Here is a 25,624-nt window from a genome sequence, read left to right as displayed (position 1 = left end):
ATAAAGAGTATATCAATAACCATAATTAATAGGTGATTCCTATCTAAATTTTTATTGCATGAAAGAATGACACCCGGCAATATCTTTTACTAATCAGATAGTCTTTTGTTAGAGATAACCATAAATCCAAATCCTAAAAACATCAAATCTTTTAAAATAAAAAAGTCTGTAACCGGAATTCCATCAACTATTTTCCACGTTCCAGGAGTAGTGAATAAATAACTTAATGTTACCATAAAAGTAACAATTACCCCTATTCCTGCATACTTTCTTAGTACAGTAAATTTTATGCTAAATATCAATGATAAGGCAATAATAATTTCTACCGTTCCAAAAAAGTTTGAAACTGCCTGCACACTCATTATCTTGTAAATGAAGAAGGTCAGAAAATGATTTTCCACTAAGGGTTTTATTGCTGCAGCTTCAGTTGGAGTAAACTTAAATATTCCAATCCAAAGTAAAATAAGGGCAGTTCCAAAAAGGGAAATATAATAGCCCAAACTATATATAGATTGACTTTGATTAGGTGTATGTAATGTTTCTTTCATTTTTAGAAATTTTAAATTAATATTTTATTGTGATTGTTTCTATAATCTTGAGAACCATTTCAGTTCAAGGCTTTCTCTCAATTGCATCCGACTGCGTTGAAGGATTTTCCAGAGATTAGTCGTAGAAATATTCAATTCCTGACATACCTCTGTTGCTTTTTGCTCTTCAAAATAATACATTTTGAATAAGACCCTCCATCTGTAAGGCAATTCCTCAATACATTCTTCAAGAGCTTTCTTAAAATCAGGATTATCCAAAAGATCTGGTTCTGTTGAAACATTCCAACTGTTCCAAACATCATTATTTTTCCACGATTCTACCTCATCAAAAAAATGATTCGGCATTGCATTAATTATTAATTTATATTTTTTCCGATAAAAATCTGCAATTTTTGTTCGGAGAATAGTCATTAACCAAGTCAATGGTTGACTTTTTCCTTCAAAAGACTCATAATTGGAAAAAGCTGCTGTAAATACATCCTGAACAATATCCTGAGCATCTTCTTTATTAGAAAGCATATAAAGAGCTTTCTTTAAAAGCAATCCGAAATATTGATCTATCCAGCTTTCAAAAACTTCATTTTTCATTATTTGAGATATGCTTTTTTCTTGTTTCGGCTCATAAGGAGAGTAGTAAGTTAAATTAAAAATCATATGAAATATTATAAGTTTAAGTCGCCCTTAGCTTTTTAAAATCGGATGATTTTTTATACACTCTTTCCTTTTGTAATTTTCCAATTTTAAATTATTAGAATCTATAAATTGCTTCTCAAATATTATATTTTTGTATGTTTAAGTTATAAATGAGATTTCATATTGTTCAGAAATTCGCCACTAAAGGAAGGCTATTCTCTTCTATAGCAATAACAGTAATTATCTTTTGAGCATCCATTAATTCTCCGGTAAAAAGCAAAATAAAACAAAGGATATGTTTTTCATGATAGTATTATTATATAATTAATTTAATAGTTATAGTTACTGCTGACGTTAGCCATAATGAGTTTTTATTAAATGAATAAAAAAATAATATGCTCGAAGTCTCCGGGTATATTTTCTTTTTAACAATCTGTTAGGAAAATTATAAATAAATCTTATTATTAAGGCAAATAGCTCGATAATAGATATGTTACATGTATCCTACATTAATATTTCATAATGTTCTTGAGGGTTATTAATTACTTACAAGGAAATAAAAGTGTTTTGAGAAATCAATACTGTATGATATATGTAGGGTATAATTCTTGGCGTTACCTAAATATTACATGCTATTATTTTCTTCGGATAAAGATATTAAGGGAGGAGAGTGAAATAAATATATTTTTGAGCTTTTAGAATTTTAATAAATCCGTTTTTTTTATTTTACTGTAAATAACCACATTATTTCACTAAGAGCATTTAGAATTACCAAACAGAGAATCATTTATTCTTTATGTGGAGACAGTACTATTGACAATAATCATATGCCTTTATCTCCCAGTAACTATTTAATAAGTTTTTAAAGGTATCCCAAAAAGAAAATAGTATTATTACATATAATATTTATTTTATGCATAAGTTTATAATTTACTATTTGCACTTAAAAGCTTTTCAAGATTATTGATACTGAGCTGAGCTTGATTCACCAAACTTTTAAGAGTATTATAATCCTGATAATCGGGTTTATAATCCTGGGGTAAAATACCTCTGACATAACGCCATACCTGAACAAGGTCTTTTAAAGGAATATCATAAGGATCATAAAAATTATTATCAGCAGCGACAGTGAGTGTGCTGGTATTTAACTTAATAAATGTTTTAAAGGTATAGCCTTCACGGGTAATGAATATATACTCCTTACCTGCTTTAAGATCTTTTAATTCTTCAATATATTCCCCGATAACACAGGTACCATCAGCAAAAGGAGGCATAGAATCTCCCTCTGCCATAAATCCTCTGAACACACCGTGGCCTAAGAAAGGAAGCTGTATTCTGGGGAGACTTTCTATATACTCCGGATCGCTGAAACCTTTTAGATATCCCATGGAAGCTTTCTGAGGAACGATTTCTATATACTTATTGCCCTCGGGATCAACGACAACAGGAAGTAAAATTTTATTATCAGGGAGATTGACCATCTGATCCAAAGGATATTTTCTGATATCTACAGTTACAAGAAGATCAATACTGATATGATAATACTTGGAGATTCTGATTAAAACCTCGATAGGAGGCTCTGATCTTCCATATTCATATGAAATATACCTGGAGCGGGTAAGAATCAAAAGGTCAGCAAGCTCCTGCTGCGTCATATTATTCTTTCTTCTTAGAAACACGATATTATCTGAAAAAACTGACATTGTTACAATTTGTAACAACAAAAATAAATAATTTGTTTTAAAACGTAACTAATTTTGCAAAATGGAACGTGCAATTGTACATATGGATCTGGATACTTTTTTTGTATCCTGTGAGCGTCTGAAAAATGCAGAGCTTATAGGAAAGCCTGTGATTATCGGAGGTGGAGACCGCGGTGTTGTGGCATCATGCTCTTATGAAACCAGGTATTTCGGGGTGAGGAGCGCCATGCCTATTAAAATGGCATTAAGATTATGCCCCGAAGCGCGCGTTATTAAAGGTGACATGGAGCATTATTCCAATATGTCACATACAGTAACACAGATTATTCAGGAAAAGGTACCTGTTTTGGAAAAGGTCAGCATTGATGAATTTTATCTGGACCTTTCAGGAATGGATAAATTTTTTGGATGTTTTAAATGGACGAATGAGATTGCACAGTCTGTTACAGATCATACAGGACTTCCCATTAGCTTTGCCTTATCCACAAATAAAACAGTTTCTAAAATAGGAACCGGAGAATCCAAGCCTACCGGAAGATTTGAGATTCAACAGCAAAATATACAGCCTTTTTTAAACCCCTTATCGGTTAAAAAGATTCCGATGATTGGACCTGAAACCTTTCAGTTGTTTTCCAGATTGGGTATAAGAACAATAGAAACTTTATCTAAAATGCCTGTTGATGTTTTGCAGCAGCTTGTCGGAAAAAACGGTTCAGTACTCTGGAATAAAGCCCATGGAATTGATGAGACACCTGTTGTTCCTTATTCTGAAAGAAAATCAATATCAACTGAGAATACTTTTAATGCTGATACTATCGATATTCAGGGAATTCAGAATATTCTTACAGCCATGGTGGAAAAACTATGTTACCAGCTTAGAACTGAAAAATGGCTGGTATCTGTAGTAGTCGTAAAAATACGCTATTCTAACTTTGATACGGAAACCAAACAGTGCAGGGTTCCCTACACCTCTGTAGACCATAGTCTGATGAAATATGTTCTGGAGTTATTTAAAAAAGTCTATACCCGAAGAATGAGAATTCGTCTCATTGGTATTAAGTTCACCGGACTGGTACACGGATCACATCAAATGAATCTTTTTGAAGATACAGAAGAGCTTATATCACTTTACCAAACCATGGATAAAATTAAAAACAGATTCGGCGCTTTAAGCATTGGAAGAGCTTCAGGTTTACTGCACTAATAGTTTAATGGAAGAATAAAATACTTATGTTTTTGAATTGCCATTCTTATCACAGTCTTAGATACGGAACCATCTCTATTGAGGATTTGGTACAACAGGCTGCTCATATGAAATTAAAAACACTGGCCTTAACCGATATTAATACAGTGACAGGCATCTATGATTTTTACAGGTTATGTCAGGAAAATTCTATTAAACCTATAATAGGGATGGACATCAGGGTTAATAATGATCTCAGGTATATTTGTCTGGCAAAGAATTTCAAAGGCTTAGGAGAAGTCAACAGGCTTTTAACCGCATATAATTGTGAGGGAAAGGAAATACCACAGGTAAATCCTGATCTGAAATATAATTTTGTAATCTATCCTTTAAGCAATATACCTGAGTATTTACAAGATCATGAATTTATCGGGATCAGAGCAGATGAATTAAACTTTCTGATAAAACCTGAACTGAGGAAAAGGATTGATAAAATGATCATCCTGCATCCTGTTACCTTTACAACAGCAAAAGAATATGAACTTCATAAGCTTTTAAGGGCCATAGATGCCAATATACTGATCAGTAAATTAACAACTGAGAATTACTGCCAGCCAAATGAAACCTTTATGGATAAAAAAATGCTTTTAGAAAAGTATAAACCTTATCCCCGGATTATTGAAAACACTAAATATATTGTTGACAGCTGTGATTTTAAGTTTGACTTTAAAACCCCGAAAAACAAGAAATATTTTACCCGGAGTAATGAAGAAGATTTTGAGCTTTTAAAACAGCTTTCCTATAAAGGATTTGAGAGAAGATATTCACCTGATAATACTCATGCTAAAGTCAGGGTTGAGAAAGAACTCTCTGTTATCCTTCAGCTTGATTTCTGTGCTTATTTTCTTATTACATGGGATATAGTACAGTACAGTAAAAAGATGGGATTTATGCATGTGGGAAGAGGAAGCGGTGCCAATAGTATTATTGCTTACTGTCTGGGAATTACCGATATCTGTCCACTAGAGCTGGATTTATATTTTGAGCGCTTTTTAAACCTCAACAGAAAAACGCCACCGGATTTTGATCTGGATTGGAGTTGGAAAAACAGAGATACTATTCTGGAGTATATTTTTGAAAAATATGGTAAAGATCATGTTGCTTTCTGCGGCACTAATGTCGCATTTAAAAGCCGCTCAAGATTCAGAGAACTCGGAAAGGCATTCGGACTTCCCAAAGAGGAATTGGATGAACTTTCCAAAAAGCCAAGAGAAGAACATGATCAGAACTCTCTCGTTCGCAGAATTTATAGCTATGAAGAACTTATGAGAAACTTTCCTAATCAAAGAAGTATGCATGCCTGCGGAATTTTGATTTCTGAAGAGCCTATTACAGTCTATTCGGCTCTGGAAATGCCTCCTAAGGGATTTCCCATTGTACAGTTTGATATGCATACTGCAGAAGAGATTGGTCTGGAAAAGTTTGATATACTCTCACAAAGAGGACTTGGAACGATAAAAGATACCATTAAACTGATAGAGGAAAAAAGAGGAATCTTTGTTGATATTGAAAATACAGCGCTTTCAAAAAATGAAACCAAATGCAATGAATTTTTAAGTATCGGAAAAACAATAGGCTGCTTTTATATTGAATCACCTGCCATGCGGGGGCTTCTCAGAAGACTTAAATGTGATAATTATAAAGTTCTGGTAGCAGCTTCTTCTATTATACGGCCGGGAGTAGCAAAAAGCGGAATGATGCGCGAGTATATATTCAGGCATAACAATCCTGATAAGTTTGAATATTTTCATCAGGTCTTTGAAAAAGAACTTGGAGAAACCTATGGCATTATGGTATATCAGGAAGATGTAATTAAAATAGCTCTTCATTTTGGTGGCCTTTCAGCCTCTGATGGAGATATCCTCAGAAGAGCTATGAGTGGAAAAGGAAGATCACTTTCAGCGCTTCAGAAAGTAAAACAGCATTTTTTTGAGTCTTGTAAACAGTTGGGGCATTCTGAGCAGCTTTCTAAAGAAGTCTACAGACAGATTGAATCTTTTGCCGGATATTCTTTCTGTAAGGCACACTCAGCCTCTTATGCAGTAGAAAGCTATCAGAGTCTTTATCTTAAAGTCTACTACCCTGTTGAATTTATGGTCTCCGCAATTAATAACGGCGGTGGATTTTACCGTACGGAAGTATATATCCATGAAGCTAAAATGTCAGGAGCCCATATTCATAACCCCTGTGTAAACAGAAGTAAGTTTAATACAACACTTTATGGAAATGATGTTTATTTAGGACTAATGCATATTGAAAAACTGGAAACTTCAGTTAAAACTTTTATTCCTGAGGAGAGAGAGCAAAATGGCGATTACACATCATTGGAAGATTTTGTTAAGAGAGTTCCCACAGGTATTGAAACATTACAGATTCTTATTTTTATTGGGGCATTCCGATTTACCGGTAAACAAAAACATGAACTCCTGATAGAAGCCCGGTTTTTATTTTCTAAAAATCAGTACAAAACCAAAGCTTTAACCTTATTTCAGGAGCCTCAAAAGGATTATGATTTACCTCCTATTCAAAGAAATCCTTATGAGGATGCTTTTGATGAAATAGAAATACTGGGATTTACAGTCTCATGCTCCATATTTGACTTGCTTCAAACGAAATACAGAGGACATGTTTTAGTGAAAGATCTTTTTAAATACCATAAGAAGACTGTCAAAATGCTCGCCTATCTTATTTCCAGAAAACATGTACCGATAGAAAACGGTAGCATGTATTTTGGAACCTGGATTGATGTCGAAGGGCAATATTTTGACACAGCACATTTTCCGGACAGCCTTCTAAGGTTTCCGTTTAAAGAAGGTGGTATTTATCTTCTTTTGGGTACGGTTGAAATAGATTATCATTTTCCGACGATCACCATATCAAAGATGGCAAAAATGCCTCTGATTCCTGATCCCAGGTATTCTATGGACCCTCAGAAATCATTTGAAGTCTATAAAAACATACAGGAGGATATCAGTATGACATCCCGTAAACCTTACCCAAGGGAACATGAAATAGGACTGCCCAGACTAAAAATGAACTGACAAAGTTATCATGCTTAATTTGACAGCTAATAACCTGTAAACTATTATGTACTAACCGGTAAGAGGTTACCTGACTGTAATTCGTTCCTTATCTTGACAAAAACTAGTTTCTAATACTTTAAGCTTAAGCGAGTATAATACACAGCATAGAAATAATAATAGCCAGGAAAGTTGCCAGCATATTCTTTTTCCATTTAGGATATCCCTGCTTTTTAAGTTCCCATGAAACACCTAAAAACAGTACTGAATAGAATAATGATATTATGCCTGTAGTCATAAAAAGGGAATCTTTCGAAGAAATAAATATCCAGATATCGATAGTCAGAATCACGATCAGAATCAAATAAATACTCCATTCCCTGATTACATACCTCTGTTTAATGAGAGTGAAAATATTTATGACGGCATATACACTGAATATAGTTTTTAAAATATTTGCCCCCTTTTCATTATTCCAGGCAGTAATAGCAAAAATATTTACCAGTAATATAAACAATAAAAGAAGGGTCGATATAAAAAGAAAACGTCCTTTTGTATCAATTATGTATTTAGTCTCTATCATATACAAATGATTATTCTTATGAATAAAAAAACGGGCAGCTTACTATAACTGCCCGATAAACTATTGGCTACAAAATATGATGATGATTAAATAATCCAACAGCTTTTTACAAACAAAATGATTTTATTTTTTGAGTAAGAAATAAATAAGCAAATAGAAGCTATTCATCTCTCACTTTTTATCCGGCTCTTTTTATTCTGATTTTATTAGTCTTTTATACAACGAATAGCCAGACCAAGAGCGTTATCATTGGTACCGGAATAAGTATTGAGACTTTGAGTTGATTGTGAAAACTGTAAAATATCAATGCCTCCGGTAACCGAACGATATCTTCCACTAAAACCACGCTCGGATAACGAACTGGGACTAGTACTCCAGCGGAAGCCCATAGCAGGCAAAAACAAACTTGTTCCAAACTTAATACCAGATGCATAATTAGTAGAAGAATTTGCCCAACTCATCCCCGGATAATCGGTAGCATCTGTACGGGGGTTATTAGATAAAACGCCTTGCCATTCCGCACGGGTGGGTACACGCCAACCAGTACCTAACTCTTTAAAACAAGGATCGTTAGTACCGCTCCATGAATTAGCAGGTTTTCCACTAAGAGACCATGGGGTATAATTTACTATAGTCTGATCATCAGCCATAGAAATATAACGCCCTGCTTCTCCTTTAGCTGCTCCCCACTGATATTTATCACCATGTAAGCCTGCGGCAGGAGTAAATGGATCTAATGTGGTATCAGCTCCCAGATTGTGGCAGGCAAACTGCTTCCATACGCCTGGTGCAGTATATGCACCACATTTTTGGATGTTAATAGTCAGCTTGTGCTTATATTCCGGGCGAAGTCTGAACTTGGCCGTGATAGGTCTTGTTGATGTAAGACCTGTTATTGCATCCGCTATACCAATATCCATGCTGAGCATTTGTACCTTACCATTGGCATCACCTGCAGGAAAACCGTTAGTAGTGTCAGTGTTTACCAACAAGTTATCGACATCAAAAACCATATCATGATCAGTTTTGCTTTTTATCCCTGAAAGCATCATGTTATTATCATAAGGGAGTATATCCACTCTGTTGGTTCTTCCTGCAATATTACCGGCACCGCTAAAAGCTATGCTTCCATCGGTATAATGCGGGATACTCAAAAATGTTTCAGAAACACTATAACCTTTTATAGTCAATGGATTAAAAGCATTGAGTTTTACGCTTTCTATCAATGCCGTCTTATGACGCAGTGTAAAATTGAAAGGATTATTACCTTTAATGGTGAATTTCTGACCTGTCACCTTCGTATACATCATATCACTGTTATTGATGTAAGCTGCACTTGCACTGCTGATATTATTGGTTTCACCAGGCGTAATTGCAGGGAGCGCTGTACCTCCGTAGGAATATACCACCATATCATAGGTTTTCGTCTGATCCAGATACAACGCGCCACCACTCATAGGCGTAGCAGTACCGCTCGCAATCTGATAATCCTTATGAGCTGCATAGGCACCTCCTGCGCTTTCATAAGCAATCACACGAAATTGCATGCCATTACTAAGAGGATTTCCTGCTATAGCTGCCTGAGCCCCCTTCAGTGAGGCCTGTTTGGTTAAAACAGATGCTACAGGAGTTGCCTCCGTAGAGATAAAAGTGCCGGGATCCAGCATGATAATCTGTGGTCTGTCGACAGAAGTTCGTGTGGCAGTAATACCTTCCAGAGAAGCTGTAAGCTCTGGCTTGTCGGGATCAGCGAAATCAGTACCCATGAAGTTTACCTCAATAGCGGCAGAACGGCTTTCAGGGTTTAGTGTATTGTCTGTATCATTACTGCGGCATGAAGAGAACAATAGAAATGCTGTTGCTATATTTAAAATTGTAAAGTATATTTTTTTCATCTTGCTTTATGCTATATTTTTTGTTAAACCTAATTCTAACGGTAATTAAAATTCAATATTCATTTCAATTTAATCCCAAATAATAGTTTCCGTTTGATCATCCTGTCCTGCCCAGTCTGTTGCAGGAGGAGATGATGGGCTTACCAATGCTGATGAAGCAGAAATTCCGTTTTCCATTTCTACCATAGTAATTTCCAATCTTGGAGGAATGTAATTTTTCCCTCTTTTTTCTTTGTGTCCTTTTTCTTTCATTATTTTAATATGTGTATTTTTTTAGCAAAATCTTAAGCATGTGTTTTAAGAATCTTAAAGCTTGCACAATTTTACACAAAGAACAGGAAGGTTTATAGCATTATATTTAATGATGGAGGAATAAATGAATAATCTTCTGTTTTTATTTTTTTCACCTGAACTTGAAATAGCAAAATTTGCGATTTACAAATAAACAATACTGACAATCAGTTATTTATTTTTTTAAATAGTTAATTTTATAAGAATACATGAATGAAATTTGAATGAATACATGAATGCTTTTAACAAGGAAAGTTATCTTTGCCCAACAAATACAACAAACACAAACTAATCAATGAGAATAATATTATCCTTTTTTCTGTTATTACTATATAATACAGGTAAATCTCAATCTATTAATTTATCAGAAACTGAAGTTGCCAACAGATTTGATGAGATTGCCCTGTATACTCCAAATGACAAATATCTTAATGAAGTAAAAACACTTTACCAATATTCAGAAAGGAAGAATTATACTTTGGGAATATTGAAAGGCCTTGTCTTTATGGAGCGTTATTATTCAACTGTAAGTAATTATAAACAATGTTTAGATTATGCTAAAAAAGCGGAAGTGCTGGCAGAGAAGTTAAAAGATTATAAATCATTGTGTTTAATTAATGTATATAGAGCACAGGTTTTAATGAGGTTAGGAATATTTAAAGATTCTAAAAAATCATTAGATATAGCCATGGATTATGGTAATAAAATTGAAAATATCATAGACCGAAACATACAGTTATATCATGCATATGCCAGTCTTGCCGGACTATGTGAATGGAAAAAGCTCAATGACTCTGTTAACTATTATTCCAAAAAGGGATTTGACCTCATTGAAGCTACTCCTACAACATTTAAAAGCAAATTGCAAAAGGCGCAATATATCCGTGTACGTCTATTTGCAATTCAAAATATGGGTGTCATGTATACGTATATGCCTCATCCACAATTTGATAAAGCAGAAAGTTATTATTTTAAATCATTGAATATGGTTGAAAATAATCCTAAAGAATCTGAATCTGTTATTTTATATGCTTATGAAAATGTATCCCGTTTCTATTTTGTTAAAAAAGATTATGATAAGTCTATAAAATATGGTGAGAAAACATTAGAAATAGAAAAAAGATTTAAAGAGCCTGAATATAGGTTGCGTACTTATGAAATAATTAGAAATTCTTATGATTCTCTTGGAAATACAGTTCAACAAAATAAATATCTAAAATTATACAGTCATCTTTCAGATAGCATTAATAAAGCTAAGAATAATACTATAGTTCTGAAATTAGATGAAGAAAGACTAGAGGCTAAACAGGAGATTAGTAACCTTAGGAAGTATTGGGTTTGGTCTGGTCTAATAGGATTACTACTATTATTGGTAGCAGGTGGCTACTGGTACAGGAGAAGCAAACTATTGAAAAAAAATTATAACCAGCTTATTACTAAATTAGAGCATAATGTTACTAATGACGAAGCTCCTTTACCGATGAATGCTGGACAGAATTCTGATTCTATAAAAAATACAATATCCCCAGAAAAAGAAACGGAACTGATAAAAAAATTAAAAGCTTTTGAAACTTCGGGGAAATTCTTGAGAAAAGGGATAAGCCTTTCTTATCTTGCACATTCCTTTAGTACCAATCCCAGACAGCTGTCACTGGTGATTAATAAAAATAAGAACAAAACCTTTAATGATTATATTAATGAACTACGAATTAAATACATAACAGATCAACTCTATAATAATCCTGTATATAGAGGTTATAAAATCAGTTACCTTGCCGAGGAGTGTGGCTATGCTTCTCATCAGGTATTTATCAACGCATTCCGGAAAGAAACCGGAATGACCCCCTCCTACTTTATTGCGCAGCTTTCAAAGCAATAATACAATTGATAAATACGAGCAATCAATGAAATTATAAAATATTTATAAATAAACTTGTTTAAACTTTTTTAGCAGGACATTAAAAGTATAAATAATTCTGCTTAAAACTCATTTTAAGCCTAGCCACAAAAGAAACAAAAGCTACATGCACAGATTTTAGATATGATAAAAGTTCTCAAAAAGAATAAAAATCAAAGATTTTTAAAGGTTTATATGAACTTCTATGCGCAAAGTATTTAAATTTAAAAAAATCACTAAAGTATTTAAAATAAAGCTTTTATGACTTTTGTGGTTTAATAAAAAAGGTTAAACAGCTTTAATGATAGAAAAACCGTATTTTGATGATCACTAAAACTAAATTTATTATAAACTGCTAAATATTCATATCCAATTAGGGACAAGGAACAACCTTCCTCCCCTCTCCATAACCAACTAGCTGAGTTAATCTGGTTACTTTCATTGTTGCTACAACATCATTGGTTGTATCGGATTTCCAGGTAATTCTATTGAACTGCGCTCCGCCAAATAATTCTAATAACTCTAGCGGGCTGGACAGATTTCTTCTCCCCATCATAGAGACAGATCCATCTGGTCCTATTTTTATTCTGACAACTGCGGTTTTAGGATTTGTAGTAGATCCGTTTATATTATAGATTTGTGAATTTCCAGACGCTCCCCATAAAGTTTTATCTGATTTAAATCTAATATTCTGAGGCAAACCACTGATTCCCGATTCAAACTGAATCTCCTGGTTAGCCAAATCAACACCATTAATTTTTAAATTGAATGAATTATCAAGCTCATAAACTTCAAAAGTAAAGCCTGCATTGGCAGCAGGGAAGGTAAAGCCCTGTGAAATTCTGTCTTTAACAGAAGTCGCAGGTTCATACATATTGAAATCATACGAAGGTGTAGAAATAGCTGTACAAGCAAATTTCAGATTAAGATTATATCTGACTTCCGGGCTTATGACAAGATTAGGAACAGATATATTGGTTTTTACTTTTGTACCAACTGTCATGGAATTAAAAGTTAAAGTAGCCATATCACTTGCTGCAACTCCCGGATTTGCAATAAGTAGCGGTTTACTTATCCATATGGGATTTGTAGTAGAATTTCCTGTAAAGTCCAGTGACTTGGAACTTCCTGTTGTCCCGTAAGTAACAACACCATTGGATAGCTTTATACTATTCCCGGTAGCACGTTGATTACTTATAACTGGTGTATCAATTAATTTAATTCCATTGCCGGAAGATACTGCAGTTGCATCAACAATGGTGGTGATCTGACTGAACTTATGTTTTAGAACAACGCTTAGAAGATTGTCACCTTTTGATACCCTCACATTGTCAGCCCTGAAATACATTAAATCATCATTACCAGAGACGGGTGTTAAAACAGCTGTGGACAGACTACCCGCAACATCAGCAGGAGCTGTGGAAGAGTTATAGGATAGTACTACAAAATTATATTTATTAACGGCCTCGGTATCTCCATCTAAGGTCATAGCAATACCATCATCCGGAGTAGAGTTTCCGGCAGCATCTATTGTATAGACTTTAGTAGCAGCTTTACTACCATCGCTTACTCTGTATGCTGTCACTCTGTATTTTACATTTGGTCCCTTTAGCGGATTTGTATCAGCCATTGTATTTTTAACACCAGCTTGTTTCGCTATCGAAGCAACAGGTGTAAGAGTCGCAATAAAAGGTTGATCGTCACTTACAAATCTCACCTCTTGTTCCTTCAATACTGAACGAGAAGCTTTGGGCTGAAGAGAAGCTGTAGGATCAATTGTCTCTGTTGTAAAGTCGCTTTCGGAAAGATTAAACTTTAGAGATGCAGAACCATTTGTAATTAAATTATCTCCGGGACTATCTGTTACATTATCTGTACTTCTGCAAGAAGTAATCAAAAATAAATACGATAAGCCTATAATTGTGGAAGTTTTACTGAAATTTTTCATTTGTTTGTGAATTAATAGATTTACATCATACATCAAAAAAATTTAATTACCACTCAATTGTTCGATTATCGTCCGGATCACTGGTCCATTCTTCCTGAACCTGTCCACCCGAATTTGGAGGTAGTACTCTCGCAGATCCTGCGGCTATTCCCTGTTCCATTTCTATTAAAGACACAGCAATTTTAGGAGTAAAATACTCCTGTTTTTTTAAATAATTCATTTATATACATTTTAATCTTTCTTTGTTTTTTTTAATGATAACAAACAAATTCGTTTGTAACATTAAACATTTTAAATTAATTAAAGATATCTGCATGCATTACAAAACACATAAGTATTTAATAATCAATAATATTTTTAATTTTAAAAACGATTGCAAATTTACGGATATTATTGTATGTATTTAAAAATAAATACATTATGGTTAAAATAACTATGAAATTGAAGTTCCGTAAATTATTTTACATAAACATTATTCCAAAATCTGAATATAAACTATAAATAAGAGTATATTCAAATACATAAAAAAAAGAAAAGGCCATATCATTATATAATACAGCCTCTGTAATTTTGTAAAATGTTTATTTCTTTCAATAGGGTTTTCAATTATTTAAGCAGAACCCTCAGTATATAATTTTGTTCCAGTTTCATTTAATCATACCAACAAATCCTTTTGGAGTTTTACTACAAATATTCGCATAGAAACTATTCTGCAACGCAGCGAACCGCATATCCATATGTACGAAGTACATTTCCTATTGATCCAACAAAACCAGAAGAAATATATCCTCCACCCACATTTCCAGTACCGCCACTACTAGTAGTTCCTGCATAATATGAAATAAGACCTCTGCTAACAAGAGCTCCATTTGTTTGGTTACGATAACCGGCAGCAGGCAAGAATAAAAATTTTCCAAACATAACACCAGTACTATAGTTTGCAGGTGAAGATGTCCAGGTACCAATATGAGTTATTGTATTATAAGTACCTAAACCTTGAAAATCATACATAGTAGGAATCCTGTAACCAGCAGGACACGGATCATTAACAGTTTTAGCAGCGTCATCCCAGGAACCATTTGCTTTAGGGGTAGTATTCCACCCGGCTATAGCCCCGGAAGTAGATTGATCAGTTGCCTGGGATATATATCGTCCTGCTTCGCCCGTCTGCGCACCCCATTGATACTTTGCTCCATGAATCGAAGCACTTGGAGTAAATGGATCCGCATTAGTATCTGCTCCCAGGTTGTGACACATAAAATCCTTCCAATTCTCAACAAAGTTACTGGGACCTACATAAGCCCCGCATTTTCGGAAATTAAAAGACATCTTGGTATCATTTCCCGGTGTAATAATAAATCCATTAGTAGAAAAACCAAATGTTTTGGTAGTACCATTTATATTAATATCCAAAGCAAAATTGCCTATTGAATTGACTCCATCTGCATTAATAAATAAAGGTTTAGCAATTGCAGTTTGTAAAGGGAAACTATTTCCCGAAAAATCAACTGTTTCCTGAGCTATACTCTGTGTAAGATTTCCCATACTTCCCCCCGATAAACTGATAACACCATCGCTATAATTCCCTAAGTATATCTTGGCATTAGCTATAGAATTAACTACACCCACCATTGGAGATACATTCACGAATGTTGTCACACGGGCTACTAAATGATTTAAAGTAATATTTAAAGTATTCGTGCTCTCAGATGGTGTATAACTGATATTCTGATACATAAAATCACGATTTATATTATCATAATTTACAACGGCACTGCCAAGGTTATTTTTCTCACCTGCAGTTAGTACAGGTAGTGTATTTACTCCATAAGAATAGCATATTATGTTATATGCTGTTCCCTGCTCCAACGCCAAAGAACCTCCTGCCTGACCTATGATATAATCCTGTGAGCTTACATAGCTTCCATCACTGGCTTTATACGCCAGCACTCGAAACTTTATTCCCATTCCCAAAGGATTACCTGCATCAGCAACCAATTTTTTTTCCAACGACGCCTGTGACTTTACAGCATCTTCTCTTACAGGAGATAATTCTGCAGCAAGGTAAGTGCTCGGAGTAATTAATACACCTGTATGGTGTATGCCTGTTGAATTTAATCCTGATAGGTCTCTTCCCAAAGATGCCTGAGCTGAGCCTTTAATTTCATTGGAATAAGCTGCACCCAATAAATGTATACTAACTGCCGCCTTCCCTCCACTTAGTACGTTCTCAGTTTCAGCAGTGCGACAGGAAACCAAGCCCAATATAAAAGATGTAAGTCCAGTAAAACTCAATATCCAGTTTGTTTTATTTTTCATAATATTATTTTAGAATATAAATAACCCGCGATACATCCAAGCAATACGAGTTTTAAGTTGTTGATATAAATAAATTATTTCGAAATGTAAATGGTGAAAAACAGTATTCTATTACTTTTTCAAATAAGTCTGTAGCTCCTTTAATGAAGCTCCACGATATATTATAGTACCTGTATTATCCATTAAAACAAGAGTTGGTGTTGCTGTTATTCCATAATTCTTATAATTCGCACCAGTTACCCCTTTATAATCACAATACAGATCTTTCCAACCAAGTGCATTTTGTCTTTTGCTAAAAATCTCTTTATCTCTATCGGAGGAAATACCAATAATCCGGATTTTCTTTGAATTGGAATTTTTACTTCTGGCTGATAATTCCCGTAATAATTCATCACAATGCCCACAATCGGATTTATAAAAAAGTAACAATATCTGATTGTAATTACTACCAGCCAGATCAGATATCTTCACGGTTCTGTCTTTCTGATTTCTATATGCGGAAAAGTCTTCATTTTTAGAACTCTCCTTATATGTTTCCAATACAAGATCTGATCCCTTTAATCCTACCGTACCACGGATATAAGATGACAATGAGCCTTCGTAATGGATTATTTTTCCGGAAGATATTACCACTGGCGCTATAAGACTTATATAATCATCTTTACCAAATTGTCCCAAATAATAAGATACTCTGCCACAAAAATCCGTATAAAGTTCAGCTGATGAAATCCTATTCGTTATAGCCTTAAACTGCTTTGTAAAATTTACAGGATCTTTTAATATATCAGAATGAATACTAATCCATGATCCTATAATTGTTGACCAATGCCCTGATGTATAAAGAGTTTTCCAATCCAGATTCTGAGAAATATAATCTGCAGCATCTCTGCCCCTTTCTTCTTCTTGTTCCGACAAGGTTCCACCTATACCCCTTGTAAGATTTGCAATGGATAAAAAACGACTTATATAATCTGATTTTTCTCTTAAATCTCTCTGAAAAGAAACATATTCATTTTTTTGTTTTTCTAATTCCGTCTTAAAAATTGAATAATAAGCAAAAGAAGAATCATAAGAACGGGACGCTAACAACATAGACTGATAACGCGACAATATTTCTTGCTGATATTTGAATAGTCTATTAAGCTCCTGATCTCCTTCATTATTAATGTAGACGATATTCTTTTCACTCGGATTTTCTTCCGGGCAGCTTACAGAAAAATGATGTCCCGGAATAAACATATCTAAGCCTCCTCCTTCTTTTGTACCTGTGATAAGCCAACGGCTCATTCCTGTATAAGTACCATATGAATCCGGCACAGAAAGAGTAAACTTTCCATCTTTTGGAATAATTCCCTGATAAACTGTTTCCTGGTGATCTCCCTGAAACAATATAAAATCATAACTCTTTCCCGCAAATTTTGGAAAATTCATTTCCACATTCTGACTCTTGATGATGACTAAACCTGAGATTACAATAATAAATGTTAAAAACTTTCTATTCATGCTTTATACTATACAAGTTATTGTATCAATATTAATCATCACTTTTTTTCTAAAATGAATTATCAATGCTTGTATCATCATTACCACCCCAGTTTGTCTGAACCTGATCTACGTTTCCATTAGTTGAGCCCGGAGCTACAGAAACCGAAGCTGAACCCGCTGCTACTCCCTGTTCCATTTCTAACGTAAAGACCTCTATCTTAGGATTTGTATAAAAAGATTTGTTTTCTATTTCCGGTTCAATAACTTCCATTTTTCTTTGCTCTGTATCCATAGCTCTATTTATGATTTAAACTCTTCCTTTATTTTCACTTGAATTGAAAAAAGGGGAATTTTTTGAAAAAACTTTCTGTAGTATTCCCCTTAAAATGCTGCCAGTTAAACAAAAAATATGATGATGATGAGTGCATACATAATACCGTCAGCTTTTTTACAAACATGAACTAAATGATTGCATTCAAATTTGTATTTTCAATTATTTAGATGTGAAAATATTGATTGATACTCGTTCTATTCATTTTCTTTCATAAACTACTTCAGAAAACTTTTAAACAGGGCAAATATAATAGCGAAAAGAGGTACATCTAAAGCTATGGAATCTCAATATTCCAGAAAATCTAAAAACAAAATATAAATTATAAAACATTACTAACCATATACATCTGTTTGGAAAATGTATTTATATCTATATTTGGAAAAATCCTCTAAAATTACCAGCTTCAAAGCTGGTATGAGAAAGTTATGTTTAATTTTATTATGACATACATTTCCTTTTACCTCTCATATATGGAAGTTTTTCATTTATCTGATATACATTTCCATAGCTTATTATAAATAAGCCTATCTTTTGAAAATATTACCGAATAGATAAAGAAAAGGAAAAGAAAGTAAAAAGCTAAAATCACGGAAGTAAGCTTAGCTTGGTAAATCCGAATGCTGGAAAACATTCTTCTCAGGAAATATTCTGATTAAATAACAGAAAGAGAGCTAAACTGCATATCGTTTGGAATTAAATAAGTAACTATGCAATAATGACTTCTAGCTCACAAAGCTATGAATATCTCTTTTTTGTATATATTTAATAAACTCTGAAGGGGAAACTCCGGTTATTGTTTTGAAATTTGTGGTAAACATACTATGAGATGAAAAACCTGCATCTTCTGCCAGTATACTTATCTTATATTTTCTATAAGTCGGATCGTTATTGAGTTTATCTAGTATATAATTTATACGAAGTTCATTCGTATAAGTTGTGAAGTCTTTATTTCTGTATTTTTTTATAATATAAGAAAGGTATTTTGTATTGGTATCCATTGTGGATGCCATATAGGAAAGAGACATATTCCTATCTGTAAATCGATTTTGAGATTCAAAAGTTTTTAATTTTTCCAAAAGAGAATGTTCGGTTGTCACGGATATTAAAAATGTCCCCGAAGCTTCTATAGGTTTATTATATTTCTGTTTAAGCTCTTTGTTGATTCCTTCTATTACATGCTGAATTTTTTTAACTTGCTTCTTTTGTCTTTTTCGGTAGGCAATTGTAAAAAGTAAGTTTACTATAATAAAAACCAAACTAATCCCTATAAGCAAACTTTTAGTAGAGCTATTCCTTTTTTCGAGGGCATTTTGTCTTTCAAGATTCTGATATTTGTTATTAACAAATTTACTTTTCTGTGTTATTATTTTTTCAGAAAGAGAATCCTTTTTAACAGTTGCTATTGCAAAATTATTAATATCCTTTTTTATAGCATAATATTCCTGGGCCGTATTATATATTTCTTTATCAAGAGCAGCATATTGAGATTTGCTTGCATATTTTTTAGCCCGGTCCAGATATTTCTTGGCTTCATCAAGTTCACCCTTCCGAACATAAGCTAAGCATAATTCTTGGTATATAGTTCCTGACATTGCGCTCCCCGGCATAGCGACATCTGTATACACCAATGCATTTTTATAACAATTAATTGCCTGATCATATAGTTTTGCATTAAGATAACAAGATCCTAATAATTGATTATTTGAGGCTGTGAAAAACTCTTTTGAAGGGATTTTATCAAAATTTTCCTGTGCTTTTTTAAATCTATTTATTGCCTTCTGAAAATTTCCCTGCTCCATATTTATTCGTGCCAGTAATTGCAGCATCAATCCATTTACCTTATAAGATTGGACTGGATTATCAATTTTTTTTGATGCAGCTACCGCTTTCTCAATATAAAGCCTGCATTTATCATACATTTTAAGTATCCGGTACTGAGATGCAATAAATCCATATACCCGGGATAGCCAATCATAATCATTTGCTTTTTCTGCAATTTCTTCCCCTTTCTGGGCATAATTTATTGCCTTTTCCAGATCATTTTTTTGCTCATATAATGTTGCTATGAGCAATAAACTTCTGACTTTATAAGGAGGTGTTACAGTTGCTTTGTATAAAGAGTCTGCGGCGATAAGAGCCTTATTGAAATCTTTTTGTGCTGTTTCATGAAGGATTTTACGATGAACGTTGTTATAGACTTCATAATTGTCCTGAGCCCTGGTTAATATGGTAAAAAAAACAGTAAATAATAAAAAGGCTTTTTTAAACATATAGATAATTAATATTATAGAGAGGCTTCATTTATAATTTCATTTTTCCCAAGTTTCATTTTTCAATTTATAAAGCTTTAGAATTTTCATGTAAATTCAATATATACATATTCAATTCTCTAAAATTAAAAATTAAAAAACCATAATATATTTATTATATACAATAATTATAGTATTATGCAAAAATATATAAATATTCTACCTGTAACAATTAATTATTTACAAAATTACATTCATTTATATTTAAACTTATGCTGTTGAATACTACCTCTGATGTTTTATTACTTTTTTATAATACATAATGACAGCTATTTGCATGAAGGAAAATCACATATTATAAAAATCGGATTTTTAGATTTTCCGGAATTCCGGAAGTATAAAAATAGGACAGCAAATTTTCTTCAAATATCTTTGTTTGGCTTAATTTAAAATATACTACATCGGAATTAAATAAGAAAAAATATTTGTGTTTGGGGAAAGGTAGTCTGTGACGAACTTATAAATCATTATATTTTTTGGCCGACAACTTTCTTTTAGGGAATCCATTTTCAGGATTCCCTTTTTGATCATTAAACAGATAGGGAATGTAATGTCATTTCAATTTAGTGTAATACATTTAAAGCAGATTTCCTTCTTTAGTTAAACTCTTTTTTAATAGATAAAAGAAGTAAATATTCAATAAAAACTGACTATAACCGTATACAGCATCTTCAACAGGAATAGTAAACATTCTAATGCCTAAAAACTCGTTCGGATTGTAATTGACTACAGGAGATTCAATTACAGATCCGGTTAATACCCCGTTAACAGCAAAAAAACCAGGCATTAAAATTAAATAGGTTAGGCTAGCCTGACCTATCCATTCACTTTTGGCAATAAAATGAAGGTAAAAAAGTGTTGCTATTGTAATAAGAATTGTTACTAATGTGTAAGTCCGCTCATAATATAAGAGACCTGTAACAACAAGCAAAATGAAAGACATAAAAACAATAATATTATTTAGAGATTCAGCCCAACTAAAATTGAAAAATTTATCCAGGCAGAAATACGTAAAAACACAGGAAAATGGAATAAAATAAAAAAATAACCATTCCTCAAGAGGAAGCCCGGCTATAATAATTCCTAAAGTATATTGAGTATCGAACCACCATATCCCCATCCTGGTAAACCAAATATCCCAAAGAATAAAAGGAATTGCTACAATAGTTGATGACAAAAGGAAAATACCAAAGAACCGCTTAAATTTTATTCTTTTGTCAAAGGAAGCGATGAAACAAATAATAACTGTTAAAAAGTTAATGAGTAAATAAGTATAGGCTTGCATTATTTCTTATTAAAATACATTTTAAAATATTTAACGGGTACCCATAAAAAGCCAAAACATTCACCTTCTTCTTTACCCAAATGTTTATGGTGCTGCTTATGCGCGCGGCGTATGGCCAATAAATAAGGATTTTTGGTATTGGAGAATATTTTACTTCTTTGATGTATAAATATATCGTGGACCAAAAAGTAAGCGATACCATAAATAGTTATACCAAGTCCTGTATAAAATAAATAATTAAGGTTTTGGTTAACTCCTCTGTAAAGCAGAAAAATGGCCGGCACAGCGAAGATCACAAAGAAAAGATCATTTCTTTCTAAAGGGCCTTCATTGGTATGGTCATGGTGATCCCGGTGTAATATCCATAAAAATCCATGCATTATATATTTATGAATAAGCCATGTAGCCCCTTCCATTAAAATAAAAACGCCTAAAACGATTAGAAAATTCATAATACCTGATCTCTTTTATTAAAATAACTTTCTAAAAATTTATACCGAAAATCAAAGATGCCACTAAGCCTTTTACGCACAAATAAAGCGTGGGCTATTTTCCCCAAAAAACCTAATGGCAGCTCATAATCAACGCTATCTTTCATTAAAACACCATTATCATTCTTTATAAATTCGTGATAATGATTCCAGTATTTATATGGCCCCTTTGCCTGTAAATCCGTAAAGCTATTTTGAAAGCTCACCTGCGTTATCTTTGTTTTCCATTTTAAAGGAATTCCCAGCATGGGTGAAACAAGATAATCTATTTCCATTCCTTCATAGATAGGTATATCTTTCAAATTGGAAAGCACCGTAAATCTCATATCCTTCGGTGTTATCCTTGAGAGATTCATCGGAGAAGAAAAAAAATCCCACACCTCTTCAATATTGCAATTCAGCTGTTGCTCTCTGTACAAATGGTATCTCATTTTGAATGTTTTAAAAGTTTATCCACGTTATCCAATAAAATCTGCTTTTTTATTTCTTTCCTGTGGGTCTCGATAAAAACCAAATCCTCTTTTATATTTTTATTATAACCCAGAAATGAAGGAGCATTTTTTTGTACCGATAACCTTATAAACCTAATTTCTATGTTCTCCGGCTCTTTTTGTATGGCAAGTTCAATTTTTCTCTTTCCTTTATTAAATGTCTTGAGCTTAGAAATGGGATTTATTATATGTTTAGCCCAAACAGTTTCTAAGCCACCTAAATAAGCAAAAAGTACAGTATCATGATCTGCCTGCTGTAAATCTTTTATCATTGAATCACAGAGGCTTTTGTCTATGACAGCTTTGTTATAGTTACTGCGTACAAACTCCAAATCAACTTTATGTTTTTGGTTGCTAAAAAACATAAAAATTGGGAATAGATATATAAATATCTGCTTAATCACAAGTAAGCTACTTTATAACGTATATAACTTTTAAATGCTACCAAAAGCTTTTGGGAGTTTGCAATTCTTACTCTGTCATTCATAATCCGCTGAGAGCTTATTTTTCTTATTTTCTCAAATAATGAAAAATAATATCTGTAGGCTAGATAAACGCCGAACATCGAAGATCCTGGTAATTTTTTAATACCCACCAAAGCTTCTTTAAATTCTGCTTCAATTTCATTTTCAATCTTAAACTTAACAGAATTATCGAAAACAGACATGTTAATGCCGGGAAAATAAGTTCTGCCTAAAATCTGATAATCATCTTTTAGATCTCTTAAAAAATTAATTTTCTGAAATGCAGAACCTAACTTCATTGCGTAAGGTTTTAATTCTTCAAACTTTTCTTTATTGCCTTCTGTAAATACCTGCAGACACATTAGTCCGACAACCTCAGCAGAGCCGTATATATACTCATTGTATAAGCCGGAATCATAGTCAATTTTTTGTAAATCCATTTCCATACTGTGCAGAAATGCATCGATTAGTTTTGTATCGATACTGTAATCATGAACCGTTTGCTGGAAAGCCTGTAAGATAGGGTTTAAAGCAATACCTTCTTCGATGGCGTTATAGGTTTCTGTTTTTAATCTTGAAAGCAGTTTTTCTTTATCGTAATCATGAAAACTATCAACAATTTCGTCCGCTAAACGTACATAGCCGTAAATTGCATAAATTGCTGAACGTATAGAGGGCTTTAATGCCAATATTCCCAGAGAAAAACTTGTACTGTATTTTTTCGTGGTACGCTTGCTGACATCATAAGACAATTCATCAAACAACTTTTTCATATCTTTTATTTTTAAGATTTTCTAACTGATTTGCAACAATTTTTCCAGAAATAACCGAAGGCGGAACACCAGGACCAGGAACAGTTAACTGTCCGGTATAATAAAGATTCTTGATCTTATTATTTTTAATTTTGGGTTTTAAAACTGCCGTCTGAGACAGTGTATTTGCCAATCCGTAAGCATTCCCACCGTAGGCATTGTAATCCGAAACGAAATCACTTACGCAGTAGCTTCTTTTATATTCTAATTTAGAATACAAATCTTTCACCCCTGTATGCTTCTCCAATCTTGAAATCATTTTCTTTAAATAATCTTCTCTTATATCCTCCGTATCATTTAAGCCAGAAGCCAGCGGCATTAATAAAAATAAATTTTCACAATTCTTTGGTGCTACATCAGGATCTGTTTTGGAGGGACAACAACAGTAAAAAAGAGGTTGCTCCGGCCACTTTTTATCACCATATATCGCATCTATATGCTGATCTAAATCATTTTCAAAAAATAATGTATGATGTTTCAGGTTGGGAATTACATCTTTAACGCCCAGATAAAAAATCAAACATGACGGTGCAAAAGTCTTGCTTTCCCAATATTTTTCAGAATAATTACGAAATTCAGGCGCTAAAAGTGTTTCGGTATGATGGTAATCCGATGAAGCGATTACAGCATCAAAGAAATAGTTTTGATTATTTATCGTAAGAGATTTTATATCAAGATTCTCAACATTAATACTTTGAACATTTTGATTGAAATGAAAACTCACACCTTGGTTTTCAGCTATCTTTTTCATCGCCAGTACCAACTGGTAAAATCCACCCAGAGGATACTTTGTTCCCAAAGCATATCCTCCATAATTCATTAAACTATAGAGTGCCGGAATATTCTTTGGTGAAGCTCCAAGAAAAATAACAGGAAATTCCATTAAAGTTCTAAGCTTTGGATTAGAAAAATACCTGGAAACATAGCTCCTGAAATTAGAAAGTAAATCGAGTTTAAAAGCGCTTTTGGCAATTTTAAAAGAAATAAATTCTCCCCAGTTATAGCAGGGTTTATTCACAAACTCCTGCATACCCACTTCATACTTAAACTTTGCAGATTCCATAAACCTGTCATACTGTAGTGAGGCTCCATTCTCATATTTTTCAAATAAGTCTCGGATATCAGCATTGTTCCCCGGAACCATAATCTTGTCATTTGAAAATATAATTTCAAATTGTGGGTCTAATGAAACAAGATCAAAAAAATCAGAAGAACTGCAATTAAAATCGTTAAAGAAATTTTCTATGATATCGGGCATCCAGTACCAGCTTGGCCCCATGTCAAAAACATAACCTTGTTCCGTACGAAATTGCCTTGCCCGACCTCCGGGTTGGGAATGTTTTTCGAAAACATGTACCTCATGTCCTGATTTTGCAGCATAAGCAGCTGCAGAAATCCCGGAAAAGCCTGAACCTATAATTGCTATCTTTTTTCTTTTCATAAATTTTTATTTTAATTGCCTATATAGGTTGAATAGCTAAAGAGGCAGGTTATACTGAGTCAATTTTTTATTTGAAATATTTACGGTGCTTACTTTTAAACTTTTATTAAAAATCAATTCTTAAGTAATTCCTGTTAGCTTTACTTATTAAAAGCTTCCCGGATAATCCTTCAGAGTCTCTTTACGATTCATTTATATTATTATGATCCATTTGCTTCATTTGACAATTCAAATTTTTCTGCCCAGTCGGATAAATCTTGTATGAATTGATCATTCATAATAATAATTAGTACACAAATATACTAATTAAAAATATTTAAAGTATATAAATATACTATTTGTAGTGATTTTATATTTCCTTTGCTTTTGAGTTGAAACAATAGACCCATAATGAGATACCTCATCATGGGTTTAGCATATTCATGCGATAAA

21 protein-coding genes are annotated in these 25,624 nt (G+C 33.3%); 3 read left to right on the top strand and 18 right to left on the bottom strand.

Annotated elements, in window-relative coordinates:
* Window positions 1–89: 89 nt before the first annotated feature.
* From BAZ10_RS02130 to BAZ10_RS02120, 3 genes are all read right to left on the bottom strand, one after another.
* Window positions 90–548, bottom strand: coding sequence for a DUF417 family protein (locus tag BAZ10_RS02130; protein ID WP_078770637.1), 459 nt, complete (start codon window positions 546–548; stop codon window positions 90–92).
* A 39-nt stretch (window positions 549–587) separates the two neighbouring features.
* Entirely contained in the window at window positions 588–1,136 is a 549-nt protein-coding gene (locus BAZ10_RS02125; protein ID WP_078770654.1) for an RNA polymerase sigma factor, read from the bottom strand.
* Between the two features lie 968 nt (window positions 1,137–2,104).
* Complete coding sequence (locus tag BAZ10_RS02120; RefSeq protein ID WP_078770636.1) at window positions 2,105–2,884, bottom strand: XRE family transcriptional regulator; 780 nt, start codon at window positions 2,882–2,884, stop codon at window positions 2,105–2,107.
* A gap of 61 nt (window positions 2,885–2,945) precedes the next feature.
* On the opposite strand from BAZ10_RS02120, the gene dinB reads away from it, so the two are divergent.
* Both dinB and BAZ10_RS02110 read left to right on the top strand, forming a co-directional pair.
* The gene (gene dinB, locus BAZ10_RS02115) at window positions 2,946–4,088 is read left to right on the top strand and encodes a DNA polymerase IV (RefSeq protein ID WP_078770635.1); all 1,143 of its coding nucleotides are present in this window, start codon (window positions 2,946–2,948) and stop codon (window positions 4,086–4,088) included.
* A gap of 26 nt (window positions 4,089–4,114) precedes the next feature.
* Window positions 4,115–7,168 carry a DNA polymerase III subunit alpha gene (locus BAZ10_RS02110; protein WP_078770634.1) on the top strand — a complete coding sequence of 1,018 codons (3,054 nt, stop codon included), beginning with the start codon at window positions 4,115–4,117 and terminating at the stop codon, window positions 7,166–7,168.
* 124 nt (window positions 7,169–7,292) lie between these two features.
* Here the strand turns inward: BAZ10_RS02110 and BAZ10_RS02105 are convergent, their stop codons facing one another.
* The 3 genes from BAZ10_RS02105 to BAZ10_RS02095 form a co-directional block, all read right to left on the bottom strand.
* Complete coding sequence (locus tag BAZ10_RS02105) at window positions 7,293–7,730, bottom strand: hypothetical protein (RefSeq protein ID WP_078770633.1); 438 nt, start codon at window positions 7,728–7,730, stop codon at window positions 7,293–7,295.
* Between the two features lie 206 nt (window positions 7,731–7,936).
* On the bottom strand, window positions 7,937–9,625 hold the full coding sequence (locus tag BAZ10_RS02100) for a fimbrillin family protein (RefSeq protein WP_078770632.1): 1,689 nt from the start codon (window positions 9,623–9,625) through the stop codon (window positions 7,937–7,939).
* 69 nt (window positions 9,626–9,694) lie between these two features.
* Window positions 9,695–9,877 carry a hypothetical protein gene (locus BAZ10_RS02095; protein ID WP_078770631.1) on the bottom strand — a complete coding sequence of 61 codons (183 nt, stop codon included), beginning with the start codon at window positions 9,875–9,877 and terminating at the stop codon, window positions 9,695–9,697.
* Window positions 9,878–10,211: 334 nt separating this feature from the next.
* Between BAZ10_RS02095 and BAZ10_RS19185 the strand changes: the two genes are divergently transcribed.
* On the top strand, window positions 10,212–11,795 hold the full coding sequence (locus tag BAZ10_RS19185) for a helix-turn-helix domain-containing protein (protein WP_245803721.1): 1,584 nt from the start codon (window positions 10,212–10,214) through the stop codon (window positions 11,793–11,795).
* A gap of 391 nt (window positions 11,796–12,186) precedes the next feature.
* On the opposite strand, the gene BAZ10_RS02085 is transcribed toward BAZ10_RS19185, so the two are convergent.
* The 12 genes from BAZ10_RS02085 to BAZ10_RS02035 all read right to left on the bottom strand — a co-directional run bounded on the left by BAZ10_RS02085 (window position 12,187) and on the right by BAZ10_RS02035 (window position 25,192).
* Window positions 12,187–13,761, bottom strand: coding sequence for a hypothetical protein (locus BAZ10_RS02085; protein ID WP_078770653.1), 1,575 nt, complete (start codon window positions 13,759–13,761; stop codon window positions 12,187–12,189).
* 46 nt (window positions 13,762–13,807) lie between these two features.
* Window positions 13,808–13,981: a hypothetical protein gene (locus BAZ10_RS18935; protein WP_165690085.1), complete on the bottom strand. Its 174-nt coding sequence runs from the start codon at window positions 13,979–13,981 to the stop codon at window positions 13,808–13,810.
* 485 nt (window positions 13,982–14,466) lie between these two features.
* Window positions 14,467–16,080 (bottom strand): hypothetical protein, encoded by a 1,614-nt coding sequence (locus BAZ10_RS02080; protein WP_078770630.1) that lies wholly within the window; start codon window positions 16,078–16,080, stop codon window positions 14,467–14,469.
* A 111-nt stretch (window positions 16,081–16,191) separates the two neighbouring features.
* Window positions 16,192–17,583, bottom strand: coding sequence for a peroxiredoxin family protein (locus BAZ10_RS18930; RefSeq protein ID WP_165690084.1), 1,392 nt, complete (start codon window positions 17,581–17,583; stop codon window positions 16,192–16,194).
* A gap of 49 nt (window positions 17,584–17,632) precedes the next feature.
* Window positions 17,633–17,857: a hypothetical protein gene (locus BAZ10_RS02070; protein ID WP_108721207.1), complete on the bottom strand. Its 225-nt coding sequence runs from the start codon at window positions 17,855–17,857 to the stop codon at window positions 17,633–17,635.
* A gap of 764 nt (window positions 17,858–18,621) precedes the next feature.
* A complete protein-coding gene (locus tag BAZ10_RS02065; RefSeq protein ID WP_078770629.1) occupies window positions 18,622–20,169 on the bottom strand; it encodes a helix-turn-helix domain-containing protein in 1,548 nt (515 codons plus the stop codon).
* Between the two features lie 616 nt (window positions 20,170–20,785).
* Window positions 20,786–21,493: a lycopene cyclase domain-containing protein gene (locus BAZ10_RS02060; protein ID WP_078770628.1), complete on the bottom strand. Its 708-nt coding sequence runs from the start codon at window positions 21,491–21,493 to the stop codon at window positions 20,786–20,788.
* Window positions 21,493–21,945: a sterol desaturase family protein gene (locus BAZ10_RS02055; RefSeq protein WP_078770627.1), complete on the bottom strand. Its 453-nt coding sequence runs from the start codon at window positions 21,943–21,945 to the stop codon at window positions 21,493–21,495. Before BAZ10_RS02055 ends, BAZ10_RS02060 begins: the two co-directional genes overlap by 1 nt.
* Window positions 21,942–22,415: an SRPBCC family protein gene (locus BAZ10_RS02050; RefSeq protein ID WP_078770626.1), complete on the bottom strand. Its 474-nt coding sequence runs from the start codon at window positions 22,413–22,415 to the stop codon at window positions 21,942–21,944. The genes BAZ10_RS02055 and BAZ10_RS02050 overlap by 4 nt, the downstream gene beginning before the upstream one ends.
* The gene (locus BAZ10_RS02045) at window positions 22,412–22,747 is read right to left on the bottom strand and encodes a hypothetical protein (protein WP_245803720.1); all 336 of its coding nucleotides are present in this window, start codon (window positions 22,745–22,747) and stop codon (window positions 22,412–22,414) included. The genes BAZ10_RS02050 and BAZ10_RS02045 overlap by 4 nt, the downstream gene beginning before the upstream one ends.
* Before the next feature lie 128 nt (window positions 22,748–22,875).
* Window positions 22,876–23,712, bottom strand: coding sequence for a phytoene/squalene synthase family protein (locus BAZ10_RS02040; protein WP_078770624.1), 837 nt, complete (start codon window positions 23,710–23,712; stop codon window positions 22,876–22,878).
* Entirely contained in the window at window positions 23,696–25,192 is a 1,497-nt protein-coding gene (locus tag BAZ10_RS02035) for a phytoene desaturase family protein (protein ID WP_078770623.1), read from the bottom strand. The genes BAZ10_RS02040 and BAZ10_RS02035 overlap by 17 nt, the downstream gene beginning before the upstream one ends.
* Window positions 25,193–25,624: the final 432 nt, after the last annotated feature.

The sequence above is a fragment of the Elizabethkingia occulta genome (assembly GCF_002023715.1).
GTDB classification, from domain to species: domain Bacteria; phylum Bacteroidota; class Bacteroidia; order Flavobacteriales; family Weeksellaceae; genus Elizabethkingia; species Elizabethkingia occulta.
This window is presented reverse-complemented; position numbering and strand designations above follow the sequence as displayed.